Annotated in this window: 12 protein-coding genes; 7 read left to right on the top strand and 5 right to left on the bottom strand. The window is 75.9% G+C overall.

The genetic code is table 11. From position 1 onward, the window contains the following. The first annotated feature begins 188 nt into the window (after positions 1-188). Both ACIA5F_RS29815 and ACIA5F_RS29810 read left to right on the top strand, forming a co-directional pair. Complete coding sequence (locus ACIA5F_RS29815) at positions 189-452, top strand: hypothetical protein (protein ID WP_399358365.1); 264 nt, start codon at positions 189-191, stop codon at positions 450-452. Continuing rightward, on the top strand, positions 445-1,551 hold the full coding sequence (locus tag ACIA5F_RS29810) for a response regulator (protein WP_399358363.1): 1,107 nt from the start codon (positions 445-447) through the stop codon (positions 1,549-1,551). Before ACIA5F_RS29815 ends, ACIA5F_RS29810 begins: the two co-directional genes overlap by 8 nt. 94 nt (positions 1,552-1,645) lie before the next feature. On the opposite strand, the gene ACIA5F_RS29805 is transcribed toward ACIA5F_RS29810, so the two are convergent. From ACIA5F_RS29805 to ACIA5F_RS29790, 4 genes are read right to left on the bottom strand one after another with little or no spacing between them, the layout of a single operon-like run. Beyond that, the gene (locus ACIA5F_RS29805; RefSeq protein WP_399358361.1) at positions 1,646-2,959 is read right to left on the bottom strand and encodes a cytochrome P450; all 1,314 of its coding nucleotides are present in this window, start codon (positions 2,957-2,959) and stop codon (positions 1,646-1,648) included. A gap of 25 nt (positions 2,960-2,984) precedes the next feature. Further along, complete coding sequence (locus ACIA5F_RS29800; RefSeq protein ID WP_399358359.1) at positions 2,985-3,728, bottom strand: class I SAM-dependent DNA methyltransferase; 744 nt, start codon at positions 3,726-3,728, stop codon at positions 2,985-2,987. 12 nt (positions 3,729-3,740) lie between these two features. Next, on the bottom strand, positions 3,741-4,901 hold the full coding sequence (locus tag ACIA5F_RS29795) for a YcaO-like family protein (RefSeq protein WP_399358357.1): 1,161 nt from the start codon (positions 4,899-4,901) through the stop codon (positions 3,741-3,743). A 17-nt stretch (positions 4,902-4,918) separates the two neighbouring features. Beyond that, positions 4,919-5,911 carry an aKG-HExxH-type peptide beta-hydroxylase gene (locus tag ACIA5F_RS29790; RefSeq protein WP_399358355.1) on the bottom strand — a complete coding sequence of 331 codons (993 nt, stop codon included), beginning with the start codon at positions 5,909-5,911 and terminating at the stop codon, positions 4,919-4,921. A gap of 923 nt (positions 5,912-6,834) precedes the next feature. On the opposite strand from ACIA5F_RS29790, the gene ACIA5F_RS29785 reads away from it, so the two are divergent. The 3 genes from ACIA5F_RS29785 to ACIA5F_RS29775 all read left to right on the top strand — a co-directional run bounded on the left by ACIA5F_RS29785 (position 6,835) and on the right by ACIA5F_RS29775 (position 10,938). Further along, positions 6,835-7,014, top strand: coding sequence for a CsbD family protein (locus ACIA5F_RS29785; protein ID WP_399358353.1), 180 nt, complete (start codon positions 6,835-6,837; stop codon positions 7,012-7,014). Positions 7,015-7,214: 200 nt separating this feature from the next. Continuing rightward, positions 7,215-7,478, top strand: a complete 264-nt coding sequence (locus ACIA5F_RS29780) for a hypothetical protein (protein WP_399358351.1) — start codon at positions 7,215-7,217, stop codon at positions 7,476-7,478. Between the two features lie 148 nt (positions 7,479-7,626). Beyond that, complete coding sequence (locus tag ACIA5F_RS29775) at positions 7,627-10,938, top strand: amidohydrolase family protein (RefSeq protein ID WP_399358349.1); 3,312 nt, start codon at positions 7,627-7,629, stop codon at positions 10,936-10,938. 60 nt (positions 10,939-10,998) lie between these two features. Here ACIA5F_RS29775 and ACIA5F_RS29770 read toward each other — a convergent pair whose 3' ends face one another. Then, entirely contained in the window at positions 10,999-11,502 is a 504-nt protein-coding gene (locus ACIA5F_RS29770; RefSeq protein WP_399358347.1) for a hypothetical protein, read from the bottom strand. 270 nt (positions 11,503-11,772) lie between these two features. On the opposite strand from ACIA5F_RS29770, the gene ACIA5F_RS29765 reads away from it, so the two are divergent. After that, a complete protein-coding gene (locus tag ACIA5F_RS29765; RefSeq protein ID WP_399358345.1) occupies positions 11,773-11,913 on the top strand; it encodes a hypothetical protein in 141 nt (46 codons plus the stop codon). A 207-nt stretch (positions 11,914-12,120) separates the two neighbouring features. Then, positions 12,121-13,602 carry a UDP-N-acetylmuramoyl-L-alanyl-D-glutamate--2,6-diaminopimelate ligase gene (locus ACIA5F_RS29760; protein ID WP_399358343.1) on the top strand — a complete coding sequence of 494 codons (1,482 nt, stop codon included), beginning with the start codon at positions 12,121-12,123 and terminating at the stop codon, positions 13,600-13,602. The last annotated feature ends 91 nt before the right edge of the window (positions 13,603-13,693 follow it).

Here is a 13,693-nt window from a genome sequence, read left to right as displayed (position 1 = left end):
GGGAGGGGCCCTCGGGAGTGTTGCGCGGGCGCCGGGCCGGTCCGCAACGCGTGTCAACGTTGCCGGTCTTCGGGTTGGCGAGCGCAACGGGCCCCCGGCGTTCCATCCTGTGGGTCGCCCTTCGCGGCCGGGTCCCGCCGTCCGGCGGGGCGGCCCGGCGGAGGGCCGGACGGATGGAGGAGGATGGGATGGACAACGAGGGGACGGACCGTTCCTTGCTGTCGCTCCGCGCGACCCTGGTGTTCCTGCTCGCCACCCTGGCCGGGGCGGGAGCGGGCGTGCTGACCACGCTGGCGGGAGAGGGGACCGCCCGCGGTGTGCTGTGCGGCCTGGCCGCCGCCGGGCTCGGCGTGCCGTTCTTCGACCGGCTGATCGCCCCCGGCCCCGCCCCGGACCCGGGTCCCGGCGGGAACCCGGCGGCCGGCACGGGCACGGGAGGCGGGCATGGGTGAACTCAGGCCGCTCGCACCGGATCTGACCCGGGAGTCGCGGGCCCTGGCGCAGGCGTTACGGGAGCTGTTCGACGGGCTGGAGGTGTCGGTACGGAGGTACTCGGCCCGGCGGATGCGCGACCCCGGGACCTTCTCCCGCTACCTGAGCGGCACGCGCCTGCCGCCGTGGGAGGTGGTGACGGACCTCTTCACCGACCTCGCCGAGCACCGCGGTACGGCCGCCACCGCCGAGGCCATGGAGCTCGTACGGGGTCTGCACCGCGCGGCGCTCGCCACGGGCGGCGCGCCCAAACACGCCGTCGAGGTGCTGGAGCAGCAGCTCGCCGATGCCGACCGGGTCTCGCGGCGTTCCACCGTGCGCGGGGACCTGCTGGGCGACGCCCTGCTGGACCGTCAGCACCGCATCGCCGGTCTCGAAGTGCGCCTCGGTGAGCTGGAGGCCGCCTGGAACGCGGAGCGGGCGCGGGCGGACCTGCTCGCGGCGGCCCGCCCGGACGTCTCGGAGCTGTTGCGCGAACGCGACAGCCTGCGGGGGGACGTCGCCCGATTCTCCGCGGAGCTGCTCGCCGCGCGCGAACGGCGTGACGACGCGGAGCAACGGTGCGCACTGCTCGAACGCCAGCTGGAGACGGTCGAGCGGGGAGAGCGGGCGGACCGGGCGGAACGGGCCGCCGTCCTGCCCGGGGCGGCGGCCCGGCGGGAGCGGGGCATGCCCCGGGTCCTCGTCGTGGACGACCTGGCCGACAACCTGCTGGCCATGACCGCGGTGCTGTCGTCGCTGGACCAGGAACTCGTCGCGGTCTCCTCCGGGCGGGAGGCGCTCAAGGCGCTCCTGGACCACGACGACTTCGCCGTCATCATCATGGACGTGCAGATGCCCGACATGGACGGGTACGAGACCGCCGCGCACATCAAGCGCCGGCCCCGTACCCGTGACGTGCCGATCATCTTCCTGACGGCGATGGGGGCGGACCCGGAGCACTCCGCCCGGGGGTACGCGGCGGGCGCCGTCGACTACATCGGCAAACCCTTCGACCCCTGGGTGCTGCGCGCCAAGGTGGCCGTCTTCACCAGCATCTACCTCGAACGCCACCCGTGAGCGGGGCGGGCGGGGAGTCTGCCGGGGGGCGGCGCACACGGCCCGCGCACGGCCGGGCGGCGGGTCCGGGGCCGGTGCGCCGGGGCGTCCGCGCTCACCACCCCACGGGCAGGTCGCGCGGGGCCCTGGTGACCTGGCCGGCCGCCCACCGGGGCGTCCCCGCCGCGTGGAGCCGCGGCATCCGCCGGACGAGACCGGCCAGGGCCTCCTGGAGCTGGACCCGGGCCAGCTGGGCCCCGACGCAGAAGTGGGCGCCGTGCCCGAAGGCGAGGTGGCCGGGTACGGCCCGGGTGAGGTCGAGGAGGCCGGGTTCGGGGTAGACGTCCTCGTCGTGGTTGGCCGACGCGGTGAGCGCGAGCACCGCGTCGCCCTTCGGGACGGTGACCCCGCTCAGGACCACGTCCTCGGTGGCCACCCGCATGTTGGCGCCCACCGTGGCCTGCATGTACCGCAGGAGTTCCTCGACGGCGCCGGGGATCAGGCCGGGGTCCCGGCTCAGCTGCCCGTAGCGCGAGGGCTGTTCCAGCAGGAGGTGGACCAGGCCGGCCAGCCGGTTCGAGGTGGTTCCGTAGCCTCCGGCGAGCAGGACGAGGCAGAACGAGATGAGTTCGTCCTCGCTCAGCCGGTCGTCCTGGTCGCGGGCCGCGACGAGGACGCTGAGCATGTCGTCCGCGGGGTGGGCGCGTTTGGCGGCGACGAGACGGACGAGGTAGGCGGTCATCTCGTCCACGGCCGTCATCACCTCGGCGTCCGGCACCGCGGTGAGGCTGCGGAGCGCGTCGTTCCAGCCGTCGAGCAGTTCCCCGTCCACCCGGGGGGTGCCCAGCAGGTCGCAGATGACGGTGAGGGGCAGGGGCCGGGTGAAGTGCCGGACCAGGTCGGCGGGGCGTTCCTGGCCTTCCAGGCGGGTCAGCAGGTCGTCGGTGAGCAGCGCGATGTCACGTCGCATCGCCTCGGCCCGCCGTACGGTGAGCGCGGGCGCGACGAGCCTGCGCAGGCGGGAGTGTTCGGGCGGGTCGGCGGCGAGGATCGAGTCGGGCAGCGTCGTCGTGCGGTTGATCCGGGGGCCGTCGCCACGGGTGGCCCGGGAGCGGCTGAAGCGGGGGTCGGCCAGGACCCGGCGGACGTCCGCGTGCCGGGTGACGAGCCACGCGCTGTCGCCGCTGGGCAGCCGCACCCGGACGACGGGGTCGTCACGGCGCAGCTCGGCGAACTCGGGGACGGGGCCGAGCCCGTCCCGGTGGGGGAAGGGGAAGGACGCGGGGCCGTCGGCCCGGCCGCGGCCGTGGCTCCGGTCCTGGCCCTGGTCCGGGCCTTCGCGGCGGTCCGGTTCCGGGTCCGGGTCCTGGCACCGGTCCTGGTCCTGGTCCTGGTCCGCGTGGGGTGCACGGCTCTGGCGCTGGGGCATGCGGCGCTCCCTCGGTGGCGGGCGGTCAGCGGCGTTCGTAGACGGAGACGTGGTAGGCGCTGTCGCGGGCGAAGGGCGCTCCCGCCCAGCTGCCCCAGCGTTCCTTGAGCCGCAGCCCGGCCCGGTCCGCCATCAGGTCGAGTTCGCCGCAGCCCGCGTAGCGGAACTCGACGTGCATGTGCCGGGTCCGGCCGTCCTCGTGGATGATGTAGTGCGAGCGGTAGCGCTGGGCCGAGGGGTCGAACCGCCGGTAGCACAGGACGAGGTGGTCGCCGCCCTCCTTGACGACTTCCGGGCCGCCCGCCGTCGCGGCCACGAGGGCCTCGGGCACGTGGGCGTCGAAGACGAAGACGCCGCCGGGCGCGAGGCGTTCGGCCACGTTGGTGAAGCAGCGGACCTGGCTCGCCTGGTCCGGCAGCTCGAAGAAGGTGCCGCCCGCGAGGAAGACCAGACTGAAGCTCCCGGTGACCGGGACGTCCGCGAAGTCGCCCATCGTCACGGGGATGTCCGCTCCCCCGGGTTTGGCGTGCAGGCGCCGGACCATCGCCTCGGAGCCGTCGACGCCGTGGACGTCGATGCCGCGTCCGCGCAGCGGCACGGCGATCCGGCCGGTGCCGATGCCGAGTTCGAGTACGGGGCCTTCGCCCGCGAGGGAGGCGAGGGCGTCGATCGTCGGGCCGCTGACGACCGGCTTCCCGAACCAGCGGTCGTAGTCCTCGGCGAACTCGGTGGCGTAGCCGGGCCCGTGGTCCGGGCGGTCGGTGCTCATGGTGTTCGGCTCCTATCCGAAGGGGTGCGGGTGGCCGGGGGCGGCGGCGGGCGGCAGTGGCAGGGCTCCCGGGGCGAGGACGCGGACCACCCGGACCCCGGCCTCGCGGACGGCCGCCGCGGTGGTCTCGACGAGGACCACGTCCCGGCCGGTGTGTTCGGCCAGGACGCGCAGCGGGTCGGTGCGTACGGGGACGGCGCCGCGGCGGCGGCCGTCGCCCGCGCCGGCGGGGGTCTCGGGCGCGGGGGGCCGTACGTCCCACAGCGTGAGGCTGTCCTGCACGTGGTGGGCCCAGAGGGCGTGCTGGACGGCGGTGGCGGGCGGGCCGGAGCCCCGCCACTGGTCCCAGGTGGTGCGGGCGACCCGCGTCCCCATGCTCCACCGCACCATGAGCGCCTCGTAGGCCGCCTTCTCCACCAGGGCGGGGACGGTGTCCGCCGGTCCGCAGCGGGCGCCGAACGCCTGGCCCGTGCCGTCCGGCCGGTGCAGGCAGACGACGGCGCAGGCGGTCCCGGCCGGGGCGGGGACGGCGAACGCGGTGGCGGCCAGCTCCTCGTCGCGGACCAGCGCGGCCAGCGGCGGCGGCAGTTCCGCGTCCGCGATCAGCTGTGGGCCCCGGTCCGCGAGCCCGTACCAGCTGCGCCGTACGAGGTCCCGTTCGAGCACCTCCCAGGCCGCGTGGCGCGCGGCCCGCGCGAGGTCGGGGTGGGCGGCGACGCCGGTGGAGCCGGCGGACGGCACGGGGTCGCAGCCGGGCGGGGGGCGGTGGTGGAGGAAGGCCGCTCCGGCCGGGACGAACACCTCGGAGCCCTGGACGGTCCGGCCGCGCACCCAGAGCCTGCGGGCATCGGGGCGGACCTCGGCTCCAGGCCCGGCTCCGGGTCCGGGCAGTGCGGGTGCGGGGTCGAGGGTGGGGAGCCCCCGGGCGCGCAGTTCACCGAGGGTTCCGACGGCCTCGGAGGCGCTCTCGGCCTCCCGGCCCGCCATCACGTTCCCCAGCCGTTCCAGGAGTTCCCCGCGCGCGCCGGTGGTGACCTGGCCCCGGTCGTGTCCGGCCGCGCTGCCCACGATCACCGGGGCCCCGCCCGCCGCGCTGGTCCCCGCGAAGGCGGTGGAGCGGGCGGCGACCCGGGCCATGAGCACGCCGGGGTGGTCCGGGTACGGGGTGAACACCTGAGGTGTCCATGAGGTCACGCGGCGCCCCCGAGGACGGTGGCGCACTGGGCGAGCACCCGGTGGCCGCGCGCGGTCAGGGCGTCGGCGTGGGTGGTCAAGGTGGTCACGGCCTGGTGGGCCGAGGTCACCAGGCGCCGGTGGCGGGCGTCGACGGCCGGGTGCGTGCCGTCGAGCCGCCGGTAGAGGAGCACGCTGCGCGCGAGGACCACGGTCTGCTGGAAGAGTCCGGACAGCGGCCGGGGGTCGGCCCGCAGCGGGGTGGCGACCAGCAGTTCGCCCCGGCGGGCCGTGGCCGGTCCGGCCGTACCGGCCGGGGTGTCCGGGCCGTTCGGGCCGTTCGGGCCGTTCGGGCCGTTCGGGCCGGGCAGCAGGAAGGGGTCGGCCGAGGCGGCGGCGTTGCAGCGGGTGTGCGCGCCCTCGTGCACCAGGGCCTCGGCACACCGGACGGGCGCCGGGAGTCCGTCGGCACCCGTCGTCAGGCGCCTGCGGTTGACGAGGACGGCGCCGTGGACGGTGAAGTCCGTGAACCCGTCGATCGCGGCGCCGTCCAGCAGGGCGACCTCGACGACCGTCTCCCGGATCTCGGCGGCGCTCGCGGGCCAGACCCGGCCCAGCAGGCCGACGGCCTCCGCCAGCACCTCCCGCTCGGGCGCGAGCCAGTGGGCGGCCTCCACGGTGACCGGCCGGCCGGCCGGGCTCTCGCGGGCGGGGAGCGAGCGCAGGGCGCGGGCCACGCTGCGGCCGAGGTGGCCGTGCGGGGCGGCCGGTCCGAAGACCGGCTGCGGCACCTCCGCGAGCGTCGCGGCGAGGGTCCGGTGGCGGTCGGGGCGCAGCGGGCCGGAGCGCAGTTCGCGCTGGACCGTGTGGACCGCCTCCACGGCGGCCGGGTGGTGGAGGCCGTTGCCCGGCGGGGGCCTCAGGTCCGCCCGGTCGAGCACGCGGCGCATGCGGTGGAGGAGCTCGTTCCGGTCGTCGACGGCTTCCTGTGCGTCCGGCTCGATGCGCATGCTGTCCTTCCTCCACTTCTGGGCAGGGGCGTGCGGCGGGCCGGTCCGGCCCGCCGCACGGAATGCTGATGCGCCGTCGGTACCAGGTCCTGTCGTCGAAGTGATGCCTGGCCCGCGACGCCCGGCACCGCACCTCGCCGTGTTGTCGGAGCGCCCACGTACGTCCAGTACTACGGGCGCCCCTCCGCCTTGCGATGCGCGGCACCGGACGCCGCGGGCCTTACCGGCATCACTTCGACGACAGGACCTAGTCGGGGAGGTCGACCATCAGTGCGAACTCGGGAAGTTCCATCTCCTCGACCTGCTCGATTTCCTCGTTCACCGAGACTCCCTTCGGTTACCGGCACCCGTCGTCGATTCGGCGGGTGGTCACCGGCAGCGCAATCGTCCAGGACCGGCCCATGGCCGCCAAGGATGGCCGTGCGACGACGGTGCGTACAGGACGAGCTGACGCGGGCCGGAATCCGGCTTGCCGGCCGCCCCCCGGGTGCCGGGTTACGGCACGGTAATCCGGGGCAGATCCGCGCAGAGCGGTGCCGCGGAGGATTCCGTACGGGTGTCCGCTCCGGTAAACGCTGCCGATTCCGCCTGGTGCCCCGGCCGTCCGGCGCGGAGATGGGCCGGAAACCACGGCACACCCCCGGCCGGTGAGGCCCGTGGTGCCGGTGCGGACCGGCCCAGGGCCGCTCCCGGTCCGATCCGGCCGGGCCCCGGGGGCGCGCGGCCCGGGGCCCGGCCGCTGGACCGGCGGGCGGGTCGGCGGGCGGGTCGGCGGGCGTGGCCGGGCGGGCGGGCGGCGGGCCGGCGGTACGGCTGGTCACCCCCGCTGAGCTGGGGTGACCCGTGGCCGATTGCACGCGCTCCCCTGCGGGCGCATGGTGAGGATGCAGCAACTCCCCCCTCCGGAAAGGACTCCCCTCGTCATGAGCAAGGCGAAGGCGAAGGCCAAGCAGGTCAAGGGCGGACTCAAGGAGACCGTGGGCCGCGCGACGGACGACCGGCGCATGCGGGCCGAAGGCGGCGCCGAGCGGATGAGCGGCAAGGCGCAGGAGTTGGCGGCGAAGGCGGGCGACCGGCTGAAGAAGGCCAAGGACGCGCTCTGACGGTGCGGTCGCGCCGACCGCACGACCCCACCCGTTCACCCGTTCACCCGTACGGGCCATCCAGTGGCAGCCTCCCGGCCCGGCCCCGCGTCGGCGGGCGGACACCGGGGGCGCCCACCACCACGGGCACCCGCCCCTGACACACCCGCCCCTGACGTACGCGCGTCGATCCGGGGAAGACGCGCGAGGACCCAACCTCCGTGAGGACCGAACTCTCCGCCGAAGGAACCGCCGTGATCTTCATCGTGATCCTGGTGCCGCCCCTTCTCCTCTGCGCCGTCCTGGCCCTCGGCCGCTACGAGGAGCACATCTTCGGCCCGCGCACCCCCGAGCCCGCGCACCGGCGGGCACCCTTGCCGGAACACCTGCGTCCCGTGCCCGGCACCGGACGCCGCCACGCCCCGCCGACGCTCACCGGCCCGGTCCCCGCGCACCGCAGGCGCCCCGGGCGCCGCGCCGCCTGAGGCCCGGCACACCGGCGTGACCCACTGGGCCGGCCGGGTGTGGGCGAAACGTTCGTTCTTGACCCGTACGGGCGACCGGCGGGCCGGGACGGCGGCACGCACGGCCATGCTGGCCGGGACGCCGTCACCCCGTCCCGGAGGCCCCGCCATGCGCCCAGTCGCCGACACCACATCCGCCGACCGCCCGTGGCCCCTCTCCCGCCGGGGGTTCCTGGGAGCGGCCACGGCGGGAACGGTCTGCGCGGGCGCCGCCCACGCGGGCACCTCGGCGGCCCGCGCCCCGGCCGGACCGCCGGGACTGCGTCTGACCGAGGCGACCAACGGGGCCGCGACACTGCCGCCGCCCGGCGGCGGCCCGCTCGTCGCCGAGGTGCAAGGGGTCCTGTGGGCGGTGCCGGACGACGGCGGCGAGGCCGTCGCCCTGACCCGGCCGGACCTGGAACCGTGCCGACCGGTCCACTCCCCCGACGGCTCCCGGCTCGCGGTGTGCGCCTACCGCGACGGCGGCTTCCACCTCTGGACCCTCGCGGCCGACGGCTCGCGGCTGCGGCAGCTGACCCACGGCCCCTGGGACGACCGGGCCCCGGCCTGGTCGCCCGACGGGACCCGGCTCGCCTTCTGCTCCGAGCGCGACGGCGACCCGGTGAGGGGCGGCGCGTACCGGATCTGGGTGGCGGACACGGCCGACGGCCGGCTGACCCGGCTGACCGGCTCCCCGGACCCGGCGCGGAAGACGAAGGGACCGAAGGAAGCAGGGGAAGCAGAGGGACCGAAGGAACCGGAGGGACCAGGGAGAGCAGAGGAGCCGGAAGGAGCGGGCGGGACGGAACAGGGCGGCTGGGAGGACTTCGACCCGGTCTGGTCGTCCGACGGCACCCGGGTCGTCTTCGTCCGCGGCAGGGCGACGGCGGCGGGCACCCTCGACGCCCGGGTGATCGCCTCGGTGGAGGTGCCCGGCCCCGGCCGTCCCGGCCCGGGACCGGTCACGGTCGTCCACACCGCCGAGGCGGGCGGCTCCGTACTGACCCCGGCGCTCTCCGCGCGCGGCCGGCTCGCGTACCTGCGGACCACCCCGGCGCCCGCCGCCGGCTGCACGCTCGTCGTGGACGGCCGCACCGTCCCGGTGACCGGGGACATCGCGCCCGCGCCGCCGCGCTGGGTGGGGGAGGACTCCCTGCTGCTCACCGTCGACGGCGGCTTCCGGACCGTGCACGCCGGCACGGGCCGGACCGTACGGCGCGTCCCGTTCACGGCGACCCTGCCCGCGCCGCCGCCCCGGCGGCGGCCCGCGGCCCGCGACCGGCAGCCGACCGGTCCACGGCCGGTGCGCGGTGTCCACCTGCCGTCGCTGTCACCGGACGGCCGCAGTGTCGCGTTCGGCGCGCTCGGCGGGCTCTGGACCGCCCCCACCTCCGGCGGCGGCGCGCCGCGCCGGGTCGTACGGGCCGCCCCGACCCACTACCCGCAGGGGCCTCGGTGGAGTGCGGACGGCCGGTCCCTGCTGTACGCGGACGACCGTGACGGGCTCTTCGCGGTCCGGCGCCGGGAGCTGGCGACCGGGGCGGAGGAGGTGCTGGCGGAGGGGGGCCGGGTGTTCCCCGCGCCCTCCCCCGACGGCCGGCGCCTGGCCTGCCTGGACCTGGCCGGCCGGCTGCTGGTCGTGGACCCGGTCCGGGGGACCGAGCGGGTGCTGGTCACGGCGATGGGCGGCGGCGGGCTGCCGGGCGCGCCCAGCTGGTCGCCGGACGGCAGGTACCTGGCCTTCTGCGACCGGGGACGGCTGAGCCTGCGCTTTCGCGAGGGGTACAACCTCGTCCGGATCGTCGGCGCCGACGACGGCTCGGACCGGCTGTACTCCGTCGCCCCGCACACCTCGATCTCCGACCGGTACGGCTGCGGGCCCGTCTGGTCCCCCGACGGCCGGCACTTCGCCTACGTCGCCGAGTCCGCCCTGTGGCTGCTGCCCGTACGGCCCGACGGCGCCCCGGACGGCGAGCCCCGGCAGCTGACCGGGGAGGCCGCCGACCACCCTTCCTGGTCGGCGGACTCCCGTCGGCTGCTCTACCTCTGCGACGGCCTGCTGCGGACGGTCTCCGTGAGCGGGGACGGCGCGGTCACGGAGGGCCCCCGTACGGTGCCGGTCCCGCTGAGCTACCGGTCACGGCCGGGCGCCGATGCCGTGGTGCACGCCGGACGGCTGTGGGACGGCACGGGCGGGCCGGTCCGGGAGGACGTGGACATCACGGTGCGCGGGGGCCGGGTGGTCTCCGTCGCCCCGCACCGGGCGGGCGGCCCGGCCCGGTCGGGCCGCCGGATCGACGCCTCGGAGCAGACCGTCGTGCCCGGCCTGTGGGACGCGCACGTGCACCCGTACACCTCCACCTACGGCGGCCGGCAGAGCGCGCTGCAACTCGCCTACGGCATCACGACCGCGGTCAGCATGGGCGGTTCCGCGTACGAACAGGCGCGGATGCGCGAGGCGGTGGCCTCCGGGGAGATGACCGGCCCCAGGCTGCTGACCACGGGCGAACTCCTCGACGGCGGCCGGGTGGCGTACAGCATGGGCCGCGCGCACCGCACCCCGGAGGGGCTGGAGCGCTCCCTGGGGCGGGGCGTGGCGCTGGAGTGGGACTTCGTCAAGACGTACGTACGGGCGCCGGGCTGGATGATGGCGCAGGCGGCCCGCTTCGCCCACGACCGGCTGGGTGTGCCGTGCGGGAGCCACTTGTGCACGCCGGGGGTGGCGGCCGGGCAGGACCTGACCACGCATCTGCAGGCCACGCAGCGGCAGGAGTACGGGCGGGCCACGACCGCGAACGGCTTCGCGTACCAGGACGTGATCGGGCTCTACGCGCGGACCGGGTTCCACCTCGTCGCCACGCCGTTCACCGCGGCGCCGCTGGTCGGGGACGATCCCGGGCTCGCCGGGGACGTGCGGGTGGGTGCGCTGATGCCGCCGTGGGACGTGGCGCCGTTGCGGGAGCGGGCGGCGCGCCCGCCGAGCGCGGCGCAGCGGGCGACGCTGGCCCGGGAGGTGGGTGTCTACCGGCGGGTCCTGGACGGCGGCGGGGTCGTGGCGCTGGGGACGGACCAGCCGCTGGTCCCGGTCGGGCTCCACCTGCACCTGGCACTACGGGCGTTGCACCAGCACGGGTTCTCGCCCGCCGAGGCGCTGCGGACGGCGACCGTGCTGCCGGCGCGGGTCTTCGGCGCCGACCGTGATCTCGGCACGGTGGAGGAGGGGAAGATCGCCGATCTCACCTTCGTCGACGGCGATCCGTTCACCGACTTCGCCTCGATGGTCCGCACGAGTGCCGTCGTGCGGGGCGGGCGGGTGCTGTACCAGTCCGACCTGGTCGCGGCCTTCGCCCCGGTGGCGGCCCGGTCGGCGCGGCTGGGCAGTGCGCAGTACTGGTCGGCCGTGGGCTCCGCCCTGCGCCAGGGCGGCTGCTGCGGTTGAGCCCGGCGCCGGGCCCGGGGCGGCTCCCGGGGCCCGGCGGTGTCGGGACGCGGGGTGGTGTCAGGACGCGGGGCTGGCGGCCGGGACGGCCTCGCCGGACGGCCTGATCCGGAACATCGCGGGGTCGGGGTAGGTCGCCCGCGGCGCGTGCAGCACCTCTTCGACGTCCGCCCTGAACTCGGGTTCGAAGAGGTCGAGGGTGAGCAGGAGCCGGAGCCCCCGGAGGGTCGGGTCGAGCAGCGGGCGGGCCATCCGGGCGCCGCCGCCCATGCCGATGAAGCCCCTGCGGGCCAGTACCAGTTTCCGGGCGGCGACGTCCTCGAATCCGGCGGTGGCGAAGCCCACGACGAGCGCGAGCTGGGTGAGGTACGTGCGGGCGCCCTCGGCCATCTCCTCGGCGCCCTGGAGCGTCTGGACGGCGCCGCCCGCCACCTTGAAGTCGTCGGCGGAGCGTTTGAGGCCGCGGGCCCGGTGGACGGCGAGCGCCTCCGCGAAGAGCCGGCCCACCTCGTCGACCGTCCTCATCGCCGCCACCAGTTCGCCGGTGTCGATCTCCCGTGTCACGCTGCCTCCCGATCCAGAAAACGGTGCTGTGCTGTGCAGACCGTAGGGGGCACATCCTCCGCCACGGTAGGCCCTGCGGTGGCCGGATTCGTACGAGCCGGTTTCCCTCGCTCCGCACCAGCCGTCCCCGCGCACCGGTGCGGGCACCGGCCCCGGGTGCCCGGGGCCGGGCCGCCGGGTGACCGTACGCGGTGTGGCCGGTTCCGGTACGGGGCGCCGGCGGCGGCCGGGGTGGGCGGGAGGGGCCCCGACCGGCCGTACACTCGGCCCATGAGCCGCACACATGCCGTGAGGGAGCGCCGCGAGGCCACCTCCGGGCTGTGCGGAGCCGCCGGCGGTACCGGCCCGGCGGCCGGGGCCGAGGCCATGGCGCCCGGGACGCGCCGTGTCGCCCTGCACGGCCACGGCTAGCGGACCACCGGCGCTCCCCTCGCGGCCGGGCCTCGGGCCGGGTCCCGCACTCGCGCTCCCCCCGCCCGGCGCGGGCTCCCTTCCGCCGCGGACGTACTCCGCCCTCCGCTCCACCTCGTCACCGCATCACCGCAGTTTCCGGCGTGCCGTCGGGCTGCCGCCCGGCCACGGCCGCACCACGGGCCGGGCCACTTCGAAGGGATCATCGTGAAGCTGAGCGACCTGCTGGCCGGACAGGAGCACCACGTCCTCCAGGGTGACCCCACCAGGACCCCGATCACCGCGGGGACGGTCTTCGACACCGACCGGGTGGTGCCCGGCTCGCTGTTCATCGCGGTGCCCGGCCACCGGGAGGGCGGGCCGGGCTCCGTGTCACCCGCGCTGGCCCGCGGCGCCGCCGCCGTGCTCGTCGACGGCCGGGAGCCCGCCGTCGCCGCGTCGGTGTGGCCGCCGGGTGCCTGCGTGGTGCGGGTGCCGGACACCCGCACGGCGGCGGCGGTCGTGACCTCCCGCTACTTCGGCGAGCCGGGGCGGCAGATGGACATGGTGGCCGTCACGGGTACCAACGGCAAGACATCGGTCTCGTACATGGTCGAGTCGGCGCTGCGGATCGCCGAGGGCGCGAAGGTGGGGGTCATCGGTACGGCGGGCAGCCGGATCGGCGACGAGCCGATCCCGATGCCGAGGTCGGTACTGACCACGCCGGAGTCGCCGGACCTCCAGTACCTGCTGGGGTACATGCGTGACCACGGGGCCGGGAGCGTGGTGCTGGAGGCCACGTCGATGGCGCTGCTGACGCACCGGGTGGACCGTACCTTCATCGACGTCGGGGTCTTCACCAACCTGACGCAGGACCATCTGGACGACCACGGGACGATGGCGTCCTACCGGGACGCCAAGCTCCGGCTGTTCCAGGGCCTGTGCGAGCGGGCGGTGGTGAACGCCGACGACCCGGTGGGGGCCGGAATCCGGACGATGATGCCGGGCTCGGTGACCACGTACGCCCTCGACGCCCCGGCGGACTACCGGGCCACCGGCCTCGACATGGACGCCTCCGGTACCCGTTTCACGCTCCACCACGACGGCCGCGCGTATCCGGCGACGGTCCCGGTGCCGGGCCGGTTCTCGGTGGCGAACGCGCTGGCCACGGTGGCGGCCTGCCATGTCCTGGGGCACGAGCTGGGTCCGCTGGTCGCCGCTCTCGCGCAGATGCCCCCGGTCCCGGGGCGGTTCGAACGCTTCCGGACGCCGCTCGGCACGTCGGTGATCGTGGACTACGCCCACTCGCCGGACTCGCTGGAGAAGGTCCTGACCGCCATCCGCGGCTTCGCCCGTGGCCGGGTCGTCACCGTCTTCGGGTGCGGCGGCGACCGGGACACCACCAAGCGCGCCGACATGGGGCGGATCGCCGGGACCCACTCCGACCTCTGCGTTCTGACCTCGGACAACCCCCGCCACGAGGACCCGCAGGCCATCCTGGACCAGATCGCCCCGGGCCTCGCGTCGACCGGCACGCCGTTCCACCGCTTCACCGACCGCCGCGAGGCCATCGCCTTCGCCCTCGGCTCCGCGGGCCCCCAGGACACGGTCCTGATCGCGGGGAAGGGCAGCGAGCCCCACCAGATCGTCGGCGAGGAACTCCTGCCCTTCAGCGACATGGCGACCGTGCGCGAACTCTCCCTTTCCTAGACGAGTCATTCCGATGTGATCAGTGGTCGTAGGCGATGAGGGATCGTGTGATCGGCTGGCCGGTCTTGTGGTTGTGCCAGATCGCGGCGGC

The organism is Streptomyces sp. NPDC051567, from assembly GCF_044454165.1.
Classification (GTDB): domain Bacteria; phylum Actinomycetota; class Actinomycetes; order Streptomycetales; family Streptomycetaceae; genus Streptomyces.
Note: the sequence above shows the minus strand (reverse complement) of the source record. Positions and strands in the feature narration are given on the sequence as shown.

What these genes read in the sequence shown, in the direction of transcription:
- ACIA5F_RS29815 (WP_399358365.1), top strand. Translation starts at nt 189, where the DNA reads ATGGACAACGAGGGGACGGACCGTTCCTTGCTGTCGCTCCGCGCGACC.
- ACIA5F_RS29810 (WP_399358363.1), top strand. Translation starts at nt 445, where the DNA reads ATGGGTGAACTCAGGCCGCTCGCACCGGATCTGACCCGGGAGTCGCGG.
- ACIA5F_RS29805 (WP_399358361.1), bottom strand. Translation starts at nt 2,959, where the DNA reads ATGCCCCAGCGCCAGAGCCGTGCACCCCACGCGGACCAGGACCAGGAC.
- ACIA5F_RS29800 (WP_399358359.1), bottom strand. Translation starts at nt 3,728, where the DNA reads ATGAGCACCGACCGCCCGGACCACGGGCCCGGCTACGCCACCGAGTTC.
- ACIA5F_RS29790 (WP_399358355.1), bottom strand. Translation starts at nt 5,911, where the DNA reads ATGCGCATCGAGCCGGACGCACAGGAAGCCGTCGACGACCGGAACGAG.
- ACIA5F_RS29785 (WP_399358353.1), top strand. Translation starts at nt 6,835, where the DNA reads ATGAGCAAGGCGAAGGCGAAGGCCAAGCAGGTCAAGGGCGGACTCAAG.
- ACIA5F_RS29775 (WP_399358349.1), top strand. Translation starts at nt 7,627, where the DNA reads ATGCGCCCAGTCGCCGACACCACATCCGCCGACCGCCCGTGGCCCCTC.
- ACIA5F_RS29765 (WP_399358345.1), top strand. Translation starts at nt 11,773, where the DNA reads ATGAGCCGCACACATGCCGTGAGGGAGCGCCGCGAGGCCACCTCCGGG.